This window comes from Variovorax sp. CCNWLW225 (genome assembly GCF_037204045.1).
In the GTDB taxonomy this organism is placed as follows: Bacteria; Pseudomonadota; Gammaproteobacteria; order Burkholderiales; family Burkholderiaceae_C; genus Variovorax.
The window spans coordinates 330,927-346,141 of record NZ_JBBCBV010000003.1 but is presented as its reverse complement, the minus strand read 5'-3'; the positions used below and the strand labels follow the sequence as shown (position 1 = coordinate 346,141).

Genomic DNA, 15,215 nt, shown 5'->3' with positions numbered 1-15,215 from the left:
TCGGTCCTTTCAATTAACATACAGCCTGTATGTAAGTTGGATATTAATCTACAGACAGTCTGTATGTAAATGCCTAAATCCATTGCCGACTCTCAATCCAGAACCAACCGGGAACGCACGGAAGCCACGCGCCTTGCGCTGATCGACGCCGCACGCGCACTGTTCGTCAGCAAGGGCTACGGGGACACCTCGACGCCCGAGATTGCTGTTGCCGCCGGTATCACCCGTGGCGCGCTGTACCACCACTTCGCGGACAAGCGCGACCTGTTCAGGCAGGTGCTGGTGCGCGAAGCCGAAACGGTGGCGGCCGACATCGAGGCGGCCACGCCACGGCAGCTGACGCCGCGCGAAGCCCTGCTGGAGGGAAGCAAGGCCTACCTGAGTGCGATGAGCGTGCCGGGCCGCACACGGCTGCTGCTCATCGAAGGCCCTGCCGTGCTGGGCCTGGAAGAACTCACGGCCATCGACGAAGCGACCTCGGCCGGCTCGCTGCGCCAGGGGCTGGAAAAAGCCGGCCTGGGCAAGGGAGAAGTCTCGCTCGACGCCCTCTCCCGGCTGCTCTCCTCAGCCTTCGACCGGGCCGCACTCGAGATGGATGCAGGCGCCGACGCGCAAGAAATCCATTCGGCAATGCGCTGGCTGCTCGAGCAGGCGCTGGGCCCCGAGCCGCGCCGCAAGCCCGCGGCCTGAGGCTGCGCTGGCGGGGCGCATGCGCTCGCCCGGGTCTTGGCGAGTCCTACAGCACAGGCCGCCCCTCGCCGACAGTAACCAGCCCCCTCTGGCGCGATGCTGAAGCTGTCGTCAACAACGAGGAGTCCTCGCGTGAATTCAATCATCTACATCGTCGGTCTGGTCGTGGTTGTAGTGGCCGTGCTTTCGTTCTTCGGCCTTCGCTAGAACCAGCCCCTCCCCCAGGCTTCGCGCGCTTCGCGTCGCTTCTCCCTTCCCCTCGCCGGGGGCAACACCTGCGGCCCGGCAAAACCGGTTCCGCGGTGTTCCACGAAAGGGATCGCTTGCGGTCCCTCTTCCAGTCGTTCGCATAGAGTCCTTCGCGGCGCGCCGGGCATAATTTGCGCGCCTTCCGCCATCGCGGAACGCCACTTGCGAAGGGACCCTGTTGACCAACACCGCGTTGCGCGAATCTGCTTTTCCGGACGCGGTCATCACCGAGGCGATCCGATGGACCGAAGAGAAAGGTCCACTCGACGATGCGCAAGCCATGCGCACCGCCGCCTCCCGCTCAGCTGACGCGCATGCGCGCATCACGTCGCGCGCGCTCCAGCTCGGCGAGCGCATCGGCTTTCAATCCGAACTGTCACGCATCCGGCAATGGGGGCCGTGGGTGCTGCTTGGCCTGGTGGCGCTGATCGTCGTTGCCGGCCTGAGCCTGGCGGGCAACGTGGTCGGCGGCAGCGAACGGCACATCAACGTGATCGTCGCGCTCGTGAGCCTGCTGGGCATTCACCTGCTCACGCTGCTGCTGTGGCTGGCCGGCCTGTGGCTGCCCTTCGGCTCGTTCAATACAAGCTCGCTCGGATGGATATGGCTTTCGGTCACCGCACGCGTGGCCGGCGGCAAGCGGGGCCAGGCACCGGTGCTGCTGCGGGCGGCCACCGGCCTCTTGAGCCGGGCCCGGCTGCTGCCCTGGGCGTTCGGGCTCGTGAGCCACGGCATTTGGGCCCTCTCTTTTGCGGTGGTGCTGGCCGCGCTGCTGTTCGCGCTTGCATTCCGCAGCTACACGCTGAGTTGGGAAACGACGATTCTCGATCCCGCCTTTTTTGTGCGCGCGGTCCACGCGCTGGGCTGGGCGCCGGCGCAACTCGGCTTTCCGGTTCCCGATGCCGCGACCATTCTCTCGACCACCCCCGGTGCCGCAGGCCAGCGCACATGGGCGATGTGGCTCACGGGCTGCATTGCCATGTACGGGCTGCTGCCGCGCGTTGCGCTGGTATTGCTGAGCGCAGCGGTGTGGCACAGGCGCAAGGCCGCACTGCAGCCGGACTGGAGCGAACCGTATTACCGCAAGCTCATCGCCAGGTTCGCCGCACTTGCACCGCCAGCCATCGTGGATGCCGACCCCGGCCGCGCGCCCGGCACACCACCTGCCGGCCTCGCGCCTTCGGAACTGCAGGACACGCTCTTCGTCATCGGTTTCGAGCTGCCTGCCGACCTGACATGGCCGCCCGCGGGGTTGCCCGCCGCGCAGGTGCAGCGCATCGACGGCAGCGCCCCGGCCCGCCGCGCATTGCTCGACCAGCTGGCGCTGGCACGCCCGCGTGCGGTGCTGCTGGTGTGCCATGCCGCATCGAGCCCCGACCGCGGCACCGAGCGCTTTCTGCGCGATGTGCTGGCCCATTGCGGGGAATGCCGTCTGTGGCCGGCTCATGCGGCGGAAGACGCGGCTGACGCCGGCTTGGCTCAACGCTGGATGGACTGGCTGCAGGGCACCGGCCTGCAACGCGTCGCGGCCACGCACCGGCTCGAAGACGCCTTGCAGCAACTCGGCACGACACCATGACGCAGCAGCAAGCCATCCTCATTGCCGTCGTCGGCCACACCAACGCCGGCAAGACCTCGCTGCTGCGCACGCTCACGCGGCGCGCGAACTTCGGCGAGGTGTCGCAGCGCCCTGGCACCACGCGCCACGTGGAATCGGCCGACCTCGAAGTGAACGGCCAGGCTGCCGTGCGCTTCTTCGACACGCCGGGGCTCGAAGATGCGGTGGCCCTTCGCGAGCACCTGGCCGGGCTCGACCCGCAGGCCACGCCGCCCGAGCGCATTCGCAATTTTCTGCAGGGCCCCGAGGCGCACGGCGTGTTCGAGCAGGAGGCCAAGGTGCTGCGCACCATGCTCGGCATCGATGCGGCCTTTCTCGTCATCGACGTGCGGGAGCCGGTGCTGCCCAAGTTTCGGGACGAGATCGAACTGCTCAACTCCTGCGCTCGGCCCGTGCTGCCGGTGCTCAACTTCGTGCGTGATGCGGCAAGCCGTGAGCCCGCCTGGAAAGAGCTGCTCTCGGCCTATGGCCTCCACGTGCAGGTGCGCTTCGACGCCGCCGCGCCCTTCGTCGGCGCCGAGCGCGAGCTCTACACCGATCTTTCGACACTGCTGCGCGACCGGCGCGAGCTGCTGCACAGCGTGGTGGATTCGCTGGCCGCCGAAGCCGCCGAGCGGCGGCGCACGGCCTGCGCGCGCATCGCCGAACTGCTGGTCGACGCCGCGGCCTTGCGCCGCACCGTGCCGGCCGAAGAGTTCGCGGACACCGCGCGCCGGAAGGCGCTCGTCGCCGCATTGCAGAAAGACGTTTTCGACAAGGCGCAGCGCTGCACCGACGACCTGCTCGCGCTCTACGGTTTTCGCCAGGACGATGCCGGCGAAGCGCCGTTGCCGCTCGTCGAAGGCCGCTGGACGCTGGACTTCTTCAGCCCCGAAGCCATGAAGGACGCGGGCCTGCGGCTTGGCAAGGGTGCGGTCATCGGCGCCGCTGTGGGCGTGGTGGCGGACCTTGCCGTCGCCGGCATTTCGCTCGGCGCGGGTGCCGCGGTGGGCGGTGTCATCGGCGGCGCCGTTTCGCAAGGCTGGGGCCCGTTCGGTCGCAAGCTGGTGAACAAGCTGCGCGACGTGCACGAGCTCACCATCGAAGACGGCGTGCTGTTCGCGGTGGTGGCATGGCAGCTGAAGCTCACGCGGGCGCTGGAGCAGCGCGGGCACGCGGCCACCGGGCGCATTGCGGCGGAAACCAGCGCAACGCAGGACGCGCCCACGCGCGCCACCGCGGCTGCCGTTCGCGCCGCACGGCCGGCGCGCAACCATCCGGAGTGGGAATCGAAGGGCGTGGCAACGCGCGGCTTCTGGCGCCCCGCGCCGCAGCGCGAGGCACTCGCGGCCGAGCTGGCGCGCACGCTTCAGGGCGCTTTCGAAAACTGAGCGCCCAGCCTTCACTTGCCTTCACTTGCCTTCACTTGCAGAGGGAGGCGACGGATTCCTACGCACCGGCACTGGCACGAGCGCCAGTCTTTTTCACGACATCGACGGCACACAGGGTGCCGTTTGTTTTGTCGCCCTCAAGAAAAAGGAGCACCCATGTCCGTCGAATGCAAACTGCTCGCCACCCCTTTGATCGGACGCGTGTGGCAAGGCCGCACGCCCATTGCGCGGGCCGACGAATACCTGCGCTACAGCTTCGAGCACGGCATCCAGGAGATCGCGAAAAAACCTGAATGCCTGGGCGTGCAGTACTTTCGTAAATTGAACGGCGACACCGCCGAATTCCGGACCGTGTCTTACTGGCAATCGATCGAACACATGCACGCCATGCACGCACAGCGCGGCGATCCGCTGCGCGTGGCTCCGCTGGCACGCGACCCCGAGTTCCTGTTGGAGTTGCCGGAGTTCGTGGACATCGTCGAGGTGCATGTCAATTCGTTCGGCACCACGGGCAAGTAGCGCCCGGGCTCAGCTCTCCAGCAGGTCTTCCAGCCGCAGCGGCAGCCGGCGCAGGCGCTTGCCGGTGGCGTGGAACACCGCATTCACGATGGCTGGCGCCACGCCCACCATGGCCACTTCGCCCAGGCCCTTTACGCCCATGGCGTTGAGCCGCGTGTCGGGCTTGCCGACAAAGTCGACATCGATGCGGCCGATGTCCGCCGCAACAGGCAGCACATATTCCGCAAGGTCGGCGTTGAGAAATCCGCCGTAGCGCGGATCGAGCTCGCTCGCCTCGCGCAATGCGGCGCCTATGCCCCACACCACGCCGCCCTCGACCTGGCTGCGCGCGGTGCGCAGGCTGGCCACGGTGCCGCAGTCGGCCACGCTGAGCACGCGCGGTACGCGAATGCGGCGCGTGGTGGGTTCGATGCGCACTTCGACGAAATGCGCAATGAAACTGAAGGCGACGAAGTCCGGATACACCGGTCCCGCCGCAGCGGGCAGGCCGCCGGTGAGCCGGCCGAAGACCTGCTCGGGCTGGCCCGGCGCACGCATCCTGCTTTCGGCCTCGGCGAAGGGGCGGCCCGAGGCGCGCAGCATCGCCACTGCGGTGGCGCCGTTGGCACTACCAGGCGCAGCGGGCGTATCGGGCGCAGCGGCCGCGCCCGCGTGCTGCCGCAGGTCTTCCATGAGCCGCTGGGCGGCTTCCTGCACCGGCGGCAACGCGGTGGCCGTACCCCAGGAGCCCGCGGTCAGGTGCTGGGGCGCGGCGGTGGTATCGCCGAGCACGATTTCCACCGCGGCCACCGGCGCGCCGAGCGTGCGCGCCACCGTCAATGCAATGGCGGTGCGAATGCCCTGCCCCATCTCGTGGCCGCCGACTGCGACCCTCACCGTGCCGTTGGCGCTGAGACGCACCTTGGCAATGGCCGGCGCAATGGCCGCCTTGTAGGCACCGACCGCCACGCCCCATCCCACAAGACTGCCATCGGGCGCACGCATCGAGCGCGGCGCCATCGTGCGGCGCGCCCAGCCGAAGGCAGTGCTTCCCTTGACGAGACATTCGGCCAGGTGGCGCGACGAAAAAGGCTTGCCGCTGATCGGGTCGACGGCCGTGTCGTTCGCAAGGCGGAACGCGACGGGGTCGCGGCCCAGCGCGTAGGCCATTTCGTCCACCGCGCTTTCGAATGCAAAGGCGGCCGGATGCTCGAACGGCGCGCGCATGTAGCCGGGCGTTTGCACATCGGTGCGCACGAGCCGTTCGCGGCCCAGGAAGTTGCTGATGCCGTAGAGCCGCGATGTGATTTCGGTGCCGCTCGACGGAAACAGGTCGTGCCGCGAGGTCTGCTGGTCGATCTCGTGAATGGCCGCGGTCAGCTTGCCGTTGCGGTCCGCGCCCAAGCGCACATGGTGGCGGCTCGCGGGCCTGAAGCTCGCGTTGTGGAACAGCTGGCTGCGCGACAGCACCAGCTTGACAGGCTGGCCCAGTGCGCGCGCCGCCATCGCGACCAGTGCGGTGTGCGACTGCAGCGAGTTCTTCTGGCCGAAGCCGCCGCCCACGGTGGGCGACAGTACGCGCACCTTGTCGGGCTCGATGCCGAGCTGCTTGGCGAGGCCGTGGCGCACGCCCTCGGCGTTCTGGGTGGGCTCGCGAACGGTCAGCACGCTGTCTGCGCTCCACTCGGCCACGGTCGCGATGATCTCCATCGGGTTCTGGTGCTGGGTCGGCAATTCGTAAGACGCGTCCACCGTGAATGCAGCGCCCTGGAGCGCGGCCTCCGCATCGCCTGCGCGCCGGTCTGCGAACATCGGCTGCGGCAGCAATGCCGATTGCGCCTGCGGCTGGGCATCGGGCGCATCGATGCCGGCAACGAAGGGAACGGCTGAATAGGTCACCTGCACCAGCGCCGCGGCCTCGCGCGCGGCTTCCAGCGTGTCGGCCACCACCATCGCAACGGTCTGCCCGCGGTAGGCAACCTGCGGCGAGCGCAGCGGATAGAAGCTCTGGAAACCGAAGCCGCCGCCCATGAGGAAGCCTCCGGTGTCGAAAGCGCCGACGTTCTCATGCGTGAACACCTGCCGAACGCCGCGCACGCGCTGCGCCGCGGCGCTGTCGATGCCGGTGACGGTGCCGCGCGCAATGCGCGAAGGCACCAGCGCAGCGTGCAGCAGCCCGGCGCGCGCATCGTCCGCCGCATAGCGCGTGGCGCCGCGCACCTTGTCGCGCGCGTCGACACGCTCGGCCCCCGCCCGAGGCGTGTTCCTTGGCGCTGTCTTGAGGTTGGTTGCCATCTTCAGTTCCTTTCCCTGGCCAGCATCAGCGCGTCGGTCACCGTTTCGATGCCGAGCGCCACCTTGAATGCGTTGTGCTCGAGCGGCTTGGCGCCCTCGAAGGCAAGCTCGGCGGCACGCCGCGCGGCGGCCCGTGTGAACGGCTGGCCCACAAGGCTGCGCTCCGCCTGCGCGGCGCGCCACGGATGCGTGGCCACGCCACCGAGCGCAATGCGCGCGTCGGCCACACGGTTGCCCCTGATCTCCAGTGCAACCGCCGCCGATGCGAGCGCAAAGGCGTAGGACTCGCGGTCGCGGATCTTGTGATACGTGGAGCCGCGGCCGATGGGCCCGCGCGGTATGCGAATGCGCACGATCAGTTCGTCGGCCGCGAGCACCGTTTCCAGGTGCGGGGTGGTGCCCGGCGCGCGATGCAGTTCGCGCACCGGCACCGTGCGTTCGCCGCGCGGGCTCACGGTGTCGACCTGCGCATCGAACGCCACCAACGCAACCGCCCAGTCGCCCGGATACACGGCCACACAGGCTTCGCTGGCGCCAAGCACCGCATGGCCGCGGTTCTGCCCGCCCAGCGCCGCGCAGCCGCTGCCGGGCACGCGCTTGTTGCACGCGAATTCGGGTCCGCCGCGAAAGTACGCACAGCGCGTGCGCTGCAGCAGGTTGCCGCCCACGGTCGCCATGTTGCGCAGCTGCTGCGAGGCGGCCTTCCAGAGCGATTCCGACAAGGCGGGGAATTCGCGCTGCACCGTGGCGTTCTCGGCCACGTCGCTCATGGCCGCGAGCGCGCCGATGCGCAGTTCGCCGCGGCTCGACGTATCGACTTCGCGCAGGCCTTCGATGCGGGTGATGTCGACCACGGTGGCCGGCGCTTCCACGCCGAGCTTCATCAGGTCGAACAGCGTGGTGCCGCCTGCGAAGTAGCGCGCGCCGGGCTGGTGCCGGGCCAGCAGTTGCACGGCCTCGCCGGTGCTGCGCGGGCGAAGGTAGGCGAAGTCATGCATGGCGGCGGCCCTCCATGCGGCCTTCCATGCGAAGCACTTGCGGCGCCGCCTCGCGGATCGCTTCGACGATGCCGGTATAGGCACCGCACCGGCAGATGTTGCCGCTCATGTATTCGCGGATCTGCGCTTCGCTGGCGGCGTGGCCCTCGCGCACGCAGGCAATGGCCGCCATGATCTGGCCGGGCGTGCAGTAGCCGCACTGCAGCGCATCGTGGTCGAGAAAGGCCTGCTGCATCGGGTGGAGCGTGCCGTCGGCCGACTCAATGCCCTCGATGGTGGTGACGGCGCAGCCGTCGGTCTTCACGGCCAGCGTCAGGCACGAGGCGACGCGGCGGCCGTCCACGTGCACCGTGCAGGCGCCGCACTGGCCGTGGTCGCAGCCTTTCTTGGCGCCGGTAAGGCCGAGCTGCTCCCGCAGCACGTCGAGCAATGAGGCGCGCGGCTCCAGCTTCAGCTGGTGGGGCTTGCCGTTGATGGTGACGCGGGTCTCCCGGGAGCCGGCGCCGGAGGGCGGTACCGCGCTGCCGGTTTCCGCAGCCGTGCCGGTGGCGGCCGAAGCGGCGGCACCCGCGCCGGCCGCGGTGGTCATCATGAACGTGCGGCGGTTGAGGGTATGGAAGGCAGGCACCGGGCCTGCCGCGTTCTGCTGGAGTTGGTTCATGGGGCTTCTCCTTTTTGTCGGTCTTCAGAACTCGCGGCCGAGGCGCGCGTCGATCGAGACCGGCCCGCTGCCGCGCGCAGCGATGCAAAGCGCGGCGAAGACCAGCATCAGCGGGTATTCGTAGCCCCGGTCGATCCAGGGGAACGTTGGCGCCAGCAGGTAGCAGATGACCAGCATCTGCACCACCACCATCGGCGCGACGATGCGCGTCAGGAAGCCCAGCGCCAGCATCAGCCCGCCCACGCCTTCGAGCAGCGCGATGAACCAACCGATCAGCGGCGCGAAAGGCAGGTGCAGCACGTTGGCAATCAGGTTGACCGAACCGGCCATCGGGTCGGCCATGCTGCCGTGGCTGCGGCCAAGCAGCTTGGGAATGCCGTGCGTCATGAGCATCAGCCCGAACGCGATGCGCAGCAGCGCATAGCTCAACGGCTCGAGCCGGTCATAAACACCGCGCAGCCGCGGAAAGATCAGTTGCATGAGGTCGCTCCTTGAAATGTCGAAGGGGTGAGCGGAAAGTCTCTCTGTTCTGCATGGGCGAATAAATACGCAAATCTCGCCAATACAATTCAATGAGAATCAACAATCCGAGGAGCCCATGGACCGCTTCGACGCCATGCAGCTGTTCACCCGCATCGTCGATCTGGGCAGCTTTACCCAGGCCGCGGCTGCGCTCGACATTCCGCGTGCCACGGCCACGCATGCCATCAAGGAGCTGGAGGCCAGGCTGCACGTGCGCCTTTTGGAACGCACCACGCGGCAAGTGCGCACCACCGTCGACGGGCAGGCCTTCTACGAGCGGTGCCGCCATCTGCTGCGCGAACTGGAGGAGGCGGAGTCTTCGCTGTCGGAGCTGGCGGTCAACCCGCGCGGGCGCTTGCGCATCGACATCCACGGCGCGCCGGCGCAGGCCATCGTGCTGCCGCGCATTCGCGAATTTCACGAGCGCTATCCGCACATCGAGCTTGTCATGGGCAGCGGCGACCGACTGGTGGACCTGCTGCGCGAAGGCGTCGATTGCGTGGTGCGCGCGGGCGAGCCCAAGGATTCATCGCTTGTCACACGCCGCCTGGCGCTGCTGCCGCAAGTGACCTGCGCAAGCCCGGGCTACCTGGCCGAGTACGGCACGCCCACGCAGCCGTCCGAGCTTGCGAGGCACCTGGGCGTCAATTTCTTTTCGGCTTCGAGGCCCGAGGTGTTTCCGTACGAGTTCTTGGTCGATGGCACGCTCGAGACGTACATGCTGAAGGACTGGATCAGCGTGAACAACGCCGATCTCTACAAGATCTGCGCCGAGCAGGGCTGCGGGATCATCCAGGTGCCGCGCTTCAGCGTGGAGCGCCAGTTGCACGAGGGCTCGCTGGTCGAGATATTGGCGCACACGCCCTGCCCGCCCATGGTCTATTCGGTGCTGTATCCGCACCACCGGCAGCTGTCGCCGCGCGTGCGGGTGTTCATCGACTGGATTGCGCAGCTCTATGCGGAGCGCTTCGGCACGGCCGCGTGAACACGCATCGGAGTCACCGTGCGGTCATGGGGGCGGCCTAGCATCCGCTGGCCTTTGCCTCCCCTTTTCCGACCAGGACTGCTGCACTCCACGCGATGTACCCCGGCGAACGTCTCAATGGGTACAGCCATCTGCTGGGCCTGGTGCTTGCCCTTGTGGCCACCGTTCTCTTCCTTGCCAAGACCTTGCCCACGGGTGATGCCGCGCGCATTGGCGGTGCGCTGGTGTTCTCGCTCTCGGCCGCGCTGCTGTATGCCGCATCCACGCTGTTCCACAGCACGCGCGGGCGGCTGAAGCGCTTTTGGGAGCGGGTCGACCACTGCGCCATCTACCTGCTGATTGCGGGCACCTACACGCCCTTCGCGCTCGTCACGCTGCAGGGCACCTGGGGCTGGCTGCTGCTTGCCGCGGTGTGGAGCGCCGCGTTCTTCGGCATTGGGCGCGAACTGCTGCAGGCGGACAGCGCGGCCTCCAAGCCCCCGCTGGCGCTCTACATCGCCATGGGCTGGCTCGGCGTGCTGGCGGCCGCGCCACTCGCGGCGCGGCTCGACGTCGGCGGCCTGGCCTGGCTGCTGGCGGGCGGCGTGCTCTATACCGTGGGCACGGTGTTCTACCGAAACCGGCGCGGCTTCCGGCATGCGCACGGCACCTGGCACCTGTTCGTGCTGGCGGGCACGGTGAGCCATTTCATCTCGGTGGGCCGGTACGTGCTCTGACCAAGAAAAATAAGCATTTTTCATTACCTTCCGGTCCAGCTTGGCGCAAGGTGTGCAAAATGCGCCCATGCCAAATATTGCCTCCATCCTCAAAACCGAGATTTCCCGTGTCGCCCGCAAGGAAGTTCGCACAGAGATCGAAACGCTGAAAAAAGCTTCCACGCACCATCGCGCCTCGATCGCCGCACTGCGCCGGCAGGTCGAGAAACTGGAGAAGGAACTGCGGCGTGCGCTGAAGATGTCTTCGAGCGCCCCTTCCGCCGGCGATGCGGACGATGGCGAATCGGGCCCGTCCCGCCGGTTCAGCGCCACCCGGCTGGCCGCGCACCGCGAAAAGCTCGGCCTCTCGGCGGCGGCTTATGGAAAGCTGGTGGGCGTTACCGGCCAGACCATCTACAAGTGGGAACAAGGCAAGGCACGGCCGCGCAAGGCCCAGCTGGAGGGCCTCGCATCGGTGCGGGGCCTGGGCCGGCGCGAAGTGGCGGAACAGCTGAACGCGGAATAGTTCACTTTCGCGCTCTACAGCGCCAGCCGCCCGGCGGGTAAAGTTCCGGCACTCATTTCTCCGGTTCGTTTCCGCCCTGTATTCCCATGTCCAATCTCATCGTGCACGGCGGTACGCCGCTTCGCGGCCGCATCACTCCCTCCGCCAACAAGAACGCCGTGCTGCCGGTGCTGTGCGCCACGCTGCTCACGCGTGAGCCGCTGCGGCTGCACGGCGTGCCCGACATCACCGACGTGCGCAAGATCCTCGACATCTTCCGCAGCCTGGGCAGCGAGGCGCGCATGGACCACGCCACCGGCACGCTGGAGCTGCACCACCGCGACACGGCGTTCGACGCCGCACGCGACCGGTTGCCCGAGGAAATGCGCTCGTCGATCATGCTGGTGCCTCCGCTTCTGGCGCGCTTCGGCATTGCGCGGCTGGAAGACAACGTCAAGGGCTGCACGCTGGGCGTGCGCGAGATCGATCCGCACGTGGACGTGTTTCGCCGCTTCGGCGGCAAGGTGGAGCGCGCCAGCGGCTCGCTGCTCGTGCGCTGCGACGGGCCGCTTGCGCCCACCGAGCATTGGCTCGACTACGCCTCCGTCACCACCACCGAAAACTTTGTGCTGTGCGCGGCGGCGGCCAAAGGCACATCGACGCTCACCAACGCAGCGTCAGAGCCGCATGTGCAGGAGTTCTGCCGCTTCATGACGATGCTGGGCGTGCGCATCGAGGGCATCGGCACCTCGCGGCTCACGGTGCACGGCGGCAATGCGCTGGGCGGCGGCGAGTTCCGCTTCGACGAAGACTTTCACGAGATCACCACCTTCCTGGCGCTGGGCGCCATCACCGGAGGCGACGTGGTCGTGCGCAACAGCGCACCCGAAAACTTTCCGCTGATCGACCGCACCTTCGCCAAGTTCGGCGTCACGGTCACGCATGAAGACGGCTGGTCGCGCGCCACCTGCACCGGCCCGCTCAAGGTGCAGACGCCCTTCACAAGCAACGTGCTCACCAAGGTGGAGGCCGCGCCGTGGCCGTACTTTCCGGTCGACCTGCTGCCCATCTTCATTGCGCTGGGCGTGCGTGCCCAGGGCAATGCAATGTTCTGGAACAAGGTGTACGACGGCGCGCTGGGCTGGACCAGCGAGCTCTCCAAGTTCGGCGCGCATGTGTTCTCGTCGGATCCGCATCGGCTCATCAGCTTTGGCGGCAGCCCACTGACGCCGGCCGTGGTCGAGAGCCCCTACATCATTCGCGTGGCCATTGCGCTCTTCATGGTTGCGGCCAGCATCGAAGGCCGCTCCGAAATCCGCAACGCCGCGCCCATTCGCCGTGCCCACCCCCGCTTCGCCGAGAACCTGCGCAGCCTGGGCGTGCAGGTCGAGTGGACGAGCGAAGAGTAAGCCTCGGGCTCAGCCCCGCAGTGCGTTCACCACGATGCGCGCCGCCGACGCAATGACGTCGTTGCGGGCCGGCGCATCCTCCTTGGGAAAGGTAAGGTAGACCGCCAGCACCACCGGAGCGCCCGAGGGCGGCCACAGCACGCCTGTGTCGTTGTTGGTGCCGTAGGAGCCCAGGCCGGTCTTGTCGCCCACCTTCCAGTCCGCCGGCACGCCGGCGCGGATGCGAGCGGCGCCGGTGGTGTTGCCCAGAAGCCAGGTTTCGAGCTGCCTGCGCTGCGCCGCACCGAGTGCGTCGCCCAGCACCAGCCGCTGCAGGCTTGCGGCCATCGCCTCGGGCGTGGTCGTGTCGCGCAGGTCGCCCGGAATGGCGCTGTTGAGTTCGGTCTCCCAGCGGTCGAGCCTGAAGGTCGGGTCGCCGATGGAGCGCGCGAACGCGGTCACCGCGGCGGGCCCGCCGAGGATCTTCATCAGCAGGTTGGCGGCGGCGTTGTCGCTGTACTGCATGGTGGCCGCGCACAGGGCGGAAACAGTCATCCCCTGCCCCAGGTTTTTCTCCGTGATGGGCGAATTGATCAGGATGTCGCTCCTGCTGTAGCTCACGCGGCGCTCCAGCAGGCTGCTGTCGCGTGCGCTGCGCGCGAGGATGGCCGCGGCCAGCATTGTCTTGAAAGTGCTGCACAGCGCAAAGCGCTCGGTTGCCCGGTGCTGCACGCGCGCGCCGCTGCCCGTGTCGAGCGCGGCCACGCCGAGCCGCCCGCCCACGGAGCTTTCGAGCGCCGCGAGCTGCGCCTCGGCCGATGTGGCCTGTTGCGCTTTCGCGGACCAGGCGGTGCAGGCGCTGGCCAGCGGCAGCGCGGATGCGGCAAGCAGGAAGATGCGGCGATTGGCGGAGGGTTTCATTTGTCTGTTTTTTCAGCGAGTGGATGGAACGAAGGGAATCGTAGGAGCGCCACCTCGCAAGCTCCAGCGCCAGGCGGCGCAACCGCGTCTCTGCTGTATCGGGTGTAACGGCACAATTCATTCAACTTTTCGGTTGAATAACTTTTCACGCCCGGCTATATTCAACCTCATGGTTGAACTAGACGACGAACGGCTCGACGCCGTGTTCCATGCCCTGGCCGACAGCACGCGGCGCACGATGCTGCAGCTGCTGGCGCAGGGCGAGTGCAGCGTGGGCGAACTCGGCGCTCCGTTTCGAATGTCCTTTGCGGGCGCCTCCAAGCACGTCAAGGCGCTCGAACGGGCCGGCCTGGTCTCCCGCTCGGTGCAGGGCCGCGCGCACGTCTGCCGGCTGGAGCCGGCGGCGCTTGCCTCGGCCAATGCATGGCTGCGGTACTACGAAGGCTTCTGGAACAGCCATCTGGACGCGCTGGAGCAGGAACTGCGGCGCGACAACGCATCCCGCAAGTGAAGTTCTTTCCCTTCTTCAAGGAGCAAACGATGACGACAAGCAGCCTCGGAACCCTGATCGAACCCGGCACCGTGCGCATGGAGCGCACCCTGCCCGCGCCGGTGGAGCGCGTGTGGGCCTATTTCGTCGACCCCGACAAGCGCGCGAGGTGGCTGGCCGGCGGCACCATGGCCGAGAAAAGCGGCGGCGTGTTCGAACTGCGCTTCGACCACACCAGCCTTTCCGGTCAGGTGGCGCCCGATCGCTTTGCCGACTGCCGTGGCCCCATCTCGCAGAAATCGCGCCTTGTGACGCTCGACCCAATGAAGCGCCTGACCATCAGCTGGGGCAGCGAAAGCGCCACCGCATCCGAGGTGAGCTTCGAGTTCACGCCCCGGGGCGATTCGACGCACCTGGTGCTCACGCACCGCCGCCTGCCCGACCGCAAGGAAACACTCAGCGTTTCGAGCGGCTGGCACGCGCATCTGGACGTGCTCGACGACGTGCTGCACGAGCGCACGCCCAGGGGGTTCTGGAGCAATCACGCGGAGCTCGAAAAAGCCTACGAGGCCCGGCTTCCGGCCTGAACCGGAGTCGGATGGCGACTACAGGCAAGCGGCCCCGCTTGCGTTAAGGTGCGGTGCATTCGCAGACTCCGAAGCACCCCCATGACCACCCCCTCCTCCACACCGGCCCGCAAGCATTTCTCGATGATCCGCGGCTTTCACCTGGCCGATGCGTTCACGCTCGGCAATGCCGCGTGCGGCGTGGGCGCGGTGTTCCTCGCCATGGCCTTCATGGCGAGCCAGTCGCTTGCGCAGTTCTTGTGGGCCGCCGCGCTCGCGCCCGCCGCCTTCGTGTTCGACGTGTTCGACGGCCGCATTGCGCGCTGGCGGCAAACCCACTCTGCCCTCGGGCGCGAGCTCGATTCACTGGCCGATGTGATCTCGTTCGGCGTGGCGCCCGCCGCGCTCGCCTTTGCGGCGGGCCTGGACGGCGGCTGGGACTGCGTGCTGCTGATCTACTTCGTCGGCTGCGGCGTGAGCCGGCTCGCGCGCTACAACGTCACGGCCGAAGCGCTTTCCGCGGGCGCCGATAAGGTCAAGTACTTCGAAGGCACGCCCATCCCCACCAGTGTGGTGCTGGTCGGCGTGCTGGCATGGGCCGCCTGGCAAGGCCGCATCGGCGACGCGGTGTGGGGCGGCGCATGGGTGCTCGGCCCGTGGCAGCTGCATCCGCTCACGCTGCTCTTCGCGCTCTCGGGCACGCTCATGATCAGCAAGACGCTGCGCATTCCCAAGTTCTGACCCTCCATCCGCTGAAAGGAGCC

At 67.7% G+C, this 15,215-nt stretch carries 16 protein-coding genes; 11 read left to right on the top strand and 5 right to left on the bottom strand.

Annotated elements, in window-relative coordinates; all coding sequences use genetic code 11:
- Nucleotides 1–69 precede the first annotated feature (69 nt).
- The 4 genes from V9L20_RS09330 to V9L20_RS09315 all read left to right on the top strand — a co-directional run bounded on the left by V9L20_RS09330 (nucleotide 70) and on the right by V9L20_RS09315 (nucleotide 4,446).
- The gene (locus tag V9L20_RS09330) at nucleotides 70–690 is read left to right on the top strand and encodes a TetR/AcrR family transcriptional regulator (protein WP_337296369.1); all 621 of its coding nucleotides are present in this window, start codon (nucleotides 70–72) and stop codon (nucleotides 688–690) included.
- A 427-nt stretch (nucleotides 691–1,117) separates the two neighbouring features.
- The gene (locus V9L20_RS09325; RefSeq protein WP_337296368.1) at nucleotides 1,118–2,518 is read left to right on the top strand and encodes a DUF2868 domain-containing protein; all 1,401 of its coding nucleotides are present in this window, start codon (nucleotides 1,118–1,120) and stop codon (nucleotides 2,516–2,518) included.
- Nucleotides 2,515–3,927, top strand: a complete 1,413-nt coding sequence (locus V9L20_RS09320) for a GTPase/DUF3482 domain-containing protein (protein WP_337296367.1) — start codon at nucleotides 2,515–2,517, stop codon at nucleotides 3,925–3,927. Before V9L20_RS09325 ends, V9L20_RS09320 begins: the two co-directional genes overlap by 4 nt.
- A 156-nt stretch (nucleotides 3,928–4,083) precedes the next feature.
- The gene (locus tag V9L20_RS09315) at nucleotides 4,084–4,446 is read left to right on the top strand and encodes a hypothetical protein (RefSeq protein WP_126746857.1); all 363 of its coding nucleotides are present in this window, start codon (nucleotides 4,084–4,086) and stop codon (nucleotides 4,444–4,446) included.
- Nucleotides 4,447–4,455: 9 nt separating this feature from the next.
- Here V9L20_RS09315 and V9L20_RS09310 read toward each other — a convergent pair whose 3' ends face one another.
- The 4 genes from V9L20_RS09310 to V9L20_RS09295 are packed head-to-tail and all read right to left on the bottom strand — an operon-like array spanning nucleotide 4,456 to nucleotide 8,859.
- Nucleotides 4,456–6,720, bottom strand: a complete 2,265-nt coding sequence (locus tag V9L20_RS09310; RefSeq protein ID WP_337296366.1) for a xanthine dehydrogenase family protein molybdopterin-binding subunit — start codon at nucleotides 6,718–6,720, stop codon at nucleotides 4,456–4,458.
- Between the two features lie 2 nt (nucleotides 6,721–6,722).
- Nucleotides 6,723–7,718, bottom strand: coding sequence for an FAD binding domain-containing protein (locus V9L20_RS09305; RefSeq protein WP_337296365.1), 996 nt, complete (start codon nucleotides 7,716–7,718; stop codon nucleotides 6,723–6,725).
- Nucleotides 7,711–8,379 (bottom strand): (2Fe-2S)-binding protein, encoded by a 669-nt coding sequence (locus V9L20_RS09300; protein WP_337296364.1) that lies wholly within the window; start codon nucleotides 8,377–8,379, stop codon nucleotides 7,711–7,713. Before V9L20_RS09300 ends, V9L20_RS09305 begins: the two co-directional genes overlap by 8 nt.
- Before the next feature lie 24 nt (nucleotides 8,380–8,403).
- Nucleotides 8,404–8,859: a DoxX family protein gene (locus V9L20_RS09295; protein WP_258507397.1), complete on the bottom strand. Its 456-nt coding sequence runs from the start codon at nucleotides 8,857–8,859 to the stop codon at nucleotides 8,404–8,406.
- Nucleotides 8,860–8,977: 118 nt separating this feature from the next.
- On the opposite strand from V9L20_RS09295, the gene V9L20_RS09290 reads away from it, so the two are divergent.
- The 4 genes from V9L20_RS09290 to V9L20_RS09275 all read left to right on the top strand — a co-directional run bounded on the left by V9L20_RS09290 (nucleotide 8,978) and on the right by V9L20_RS09275 (nucleotide 12,495).
- Entirely contained in the window at nucleotides 8,978–9,886 is a 909-nt protein-coding gene (locus V9L20_RS09290) for a LysR family transcriptional regulator (protein WP_337296363.1), read from the top strand.
- A gap of 95 nt (nucleotides 9,887–9,981) precedes the next feature.
- Nucleotides 9,982–10,602, top strand: a complete 621-nt coding sequence (trhA, locus tag V9L20_RS09285) for a PAQR family membrane homeostasis protein TrhA (protein ID WP_337296362.1) — start codon at nucleotides 9,982–9,984, stop codon at nucleotides 10,600–10,602.
- 67 nt (nucleotides 10,603–10,669) lie between these two features.
- Nucleotides 10,670–11,107: a helix-turn-helix domain-containing protein gene (locus tag V9L20_RS09280; protein WP_337296361.1), complete on the top strand. Its 438-nt coding sequence runs from the start codon at nucleotides 10,670–10,672 to the stop codon at nucleotides 11,105–11,107.
- Nucleotides 11,108–11,193: 86 nt separating this feature from the next.
- A complete protein-coding gene (locus tag V9L20_RS09275; RefSeq protein WP_337296360.1) occupies nucleotides 11,194–12,495 on the top strand; it encodes a UDP-N-acetylglucosamine 1-carboxyvinyltransferase in 1,302 nt (433 codons plus the stop codon).
- A gap of 9 nt (nucleotides 12,496–12,504) precedes the next feature.
- On the opposite strand, the gene bla is transcribed toward V9L20_RS09275, so the two are convergent.
- Entirely contained in the window at nucleotides 12,505–13,395 is an 891-nt protein-coding gene (gene bla, locus V9L20_RS09270; RefSeq protein ID WP_337296359.1) for a class A beta-lactamase, read from the bottom strand.
- A 169-nt stretch (nucleotides 13,396–13,564) separates the two neighbouring features.
- Between bla and V9L20_RS09265 the strand changes: the two genes are divergently transcribed.
- From V9L20_RS09265 to V9L20_RS09255, 3 genes are all read left to right on the top strand, one after another.
- The gene (locus tag V9L20_RS09265) at nucleotides 13,565–13,906 is read left to right on the top strand and encodes an ArsR/SmtB family transcription factor (RefSeq protein WP_337296358.1); all 342 of its coding nucleotides are present in this window, start codon (nucleotides 13,565–13,567) and stop codon (nucleotides 13,904–13,906) included.
- A 29-nt stretch (nucleotides 13,907–13,935) separates the two neighbouring features.
- On the top strand, nucleotides 13,936–14,472 hold the full coding sequence (locus tag V9L20_RS09260; RefSeq protein WP_337296357.1) for an SRPBCC family protein: 537 nt from the start codon (nucleotides 13,936–13,938) through the stop codon (nucleotides 14,470–14,472).
- Nucleotides 14,473–14,553: 81 nt separating this feature from the next.
- Nucleotides 14,554–15,192, top strand: coding sequence for a CDP-alcohol phosphatidyltransferase family protein (locus tag V9L20_RS09255; protein ID WP_337296356.1), 639 nt, complete (start codon nucleotides 14,554–14,556; stop codon nucleotides 15,190–15,192).
- Nucleotides 15,193–15,215: the final 23 nt, after the last annotated feature.

What these genes read in the sequence shown, in the direction of transcription:
- V9L20_RS09330 (WP_337296369.1), top strand. Translation starts at nt 70, where the DNA reads ATGCCTAAATCCATTGCCGACTCTCAATCCAGAACCAACCGGGAACGC.
- V9L20_RS09320 (WP_337296367.1), top strand. Translation starts at nt 2,515, where the DNA reads ATGACGCAGCAGCAAGCCATCCTCATTGCCGTCGTCGGCCACACCAAC.
- V9L20_RS09315 (WP_126746857.1), top strand. Translation starts at nt 4,084, where the DNA reads ATGTCCGTCGAATGCAAACTGCTCGCCACCCCTTTGATCGGACGCGTG.
- V9L20_RS09310 (WP_337296366.1), bottom strand. Translation starts at nt 6,720, where the DNA reads ATGGCAACCAACCTCAAGACAGCGCCAAGGAACACGCCTCGGGCGGGG.
- V9L20_RS09305 (WP_337296365.1), bottom strand. Translation starts at nt 7,718, where the DNA reads ATGCATGACTTCGCCTACCTTCGCCCGCGCAGCACCGGCGAGGCCGTG.
- V9L20_RS09300 (WP_337296364.1), bottom strand. Translation starts at nt 8,379, where the DNA reads ATGAACCAACTCCAGCAGAACGCGGCAGGCCCGGTGCCTGCCTTCCAT.
- V9L20_RS09295 (WP_258507397.1), bottom strand. Translation starts at nt 8,859, where the DNA reads ATGCAACTGATCTTTCCGCGGCTGCGCGGTGTTTATGACCGGCTCGAG.
- V9L20_RS09290 (WP_337296363.1), top strand. Translation starts at nt 8,978, where the DNA reads ATGGACCGCTTCGACGCCATGCAGCTGTTCACCCGCATCGTCGATCTG.
- trhA (WP_337296362.1), top strand. Translation starts at nt 9,982, where the DNA reads ATGTACCCCGGCGAACGTCTCAATGGGTACAGCCATCTGCTGGGCCTG.
- V9L20_RS09280 (WP_337296361.1), top strand. Translation starts at nt 10,670, where the DNA reads ATGCCAAATATTGCCTCCATCCTCAAAACCGAGATTTCCCGTGTCGCC.
- V9L20_RS09275 (WP_337296360.1), top strand. Translation starts at nt 11,194, where the DNA reads ATGTCCAATCTCATCGTGCACGGCGGTACGCCGCTTCGCGGCCGCATC.
- bla (WP_337296359.1), bottom strand. Translation starts at nt 13,395, where the DNA reads ATGAAACCCTCCGCCAATCGCCGCATCTTCCTGCTTGCCGCATCCGCG.
- V9L20_RS09265 (WP_337296358.1), top strand. Translation starts at nt 13,565, where the DNA reads ATGGTTGAACTAGACGACGAACGGCTCGACGCCGTGTTCCATGCCCTG.
- V9L20_RS09260 (WP_337296357.1), top strand. Translation starts at nt 13,936, where the DNA reads ATGACGACAAGCAGCCTCGGAACCCTGATCGAACCCGGCACCGTGCGC.
- V9L20_RS09255 (WP_337296356.1), top strand. Translation starts at nt 14,554, where the DNA reads ATGACCACCCCCTCCTCCACACCGGCCCGCAAGCATTTCTCGATGATC.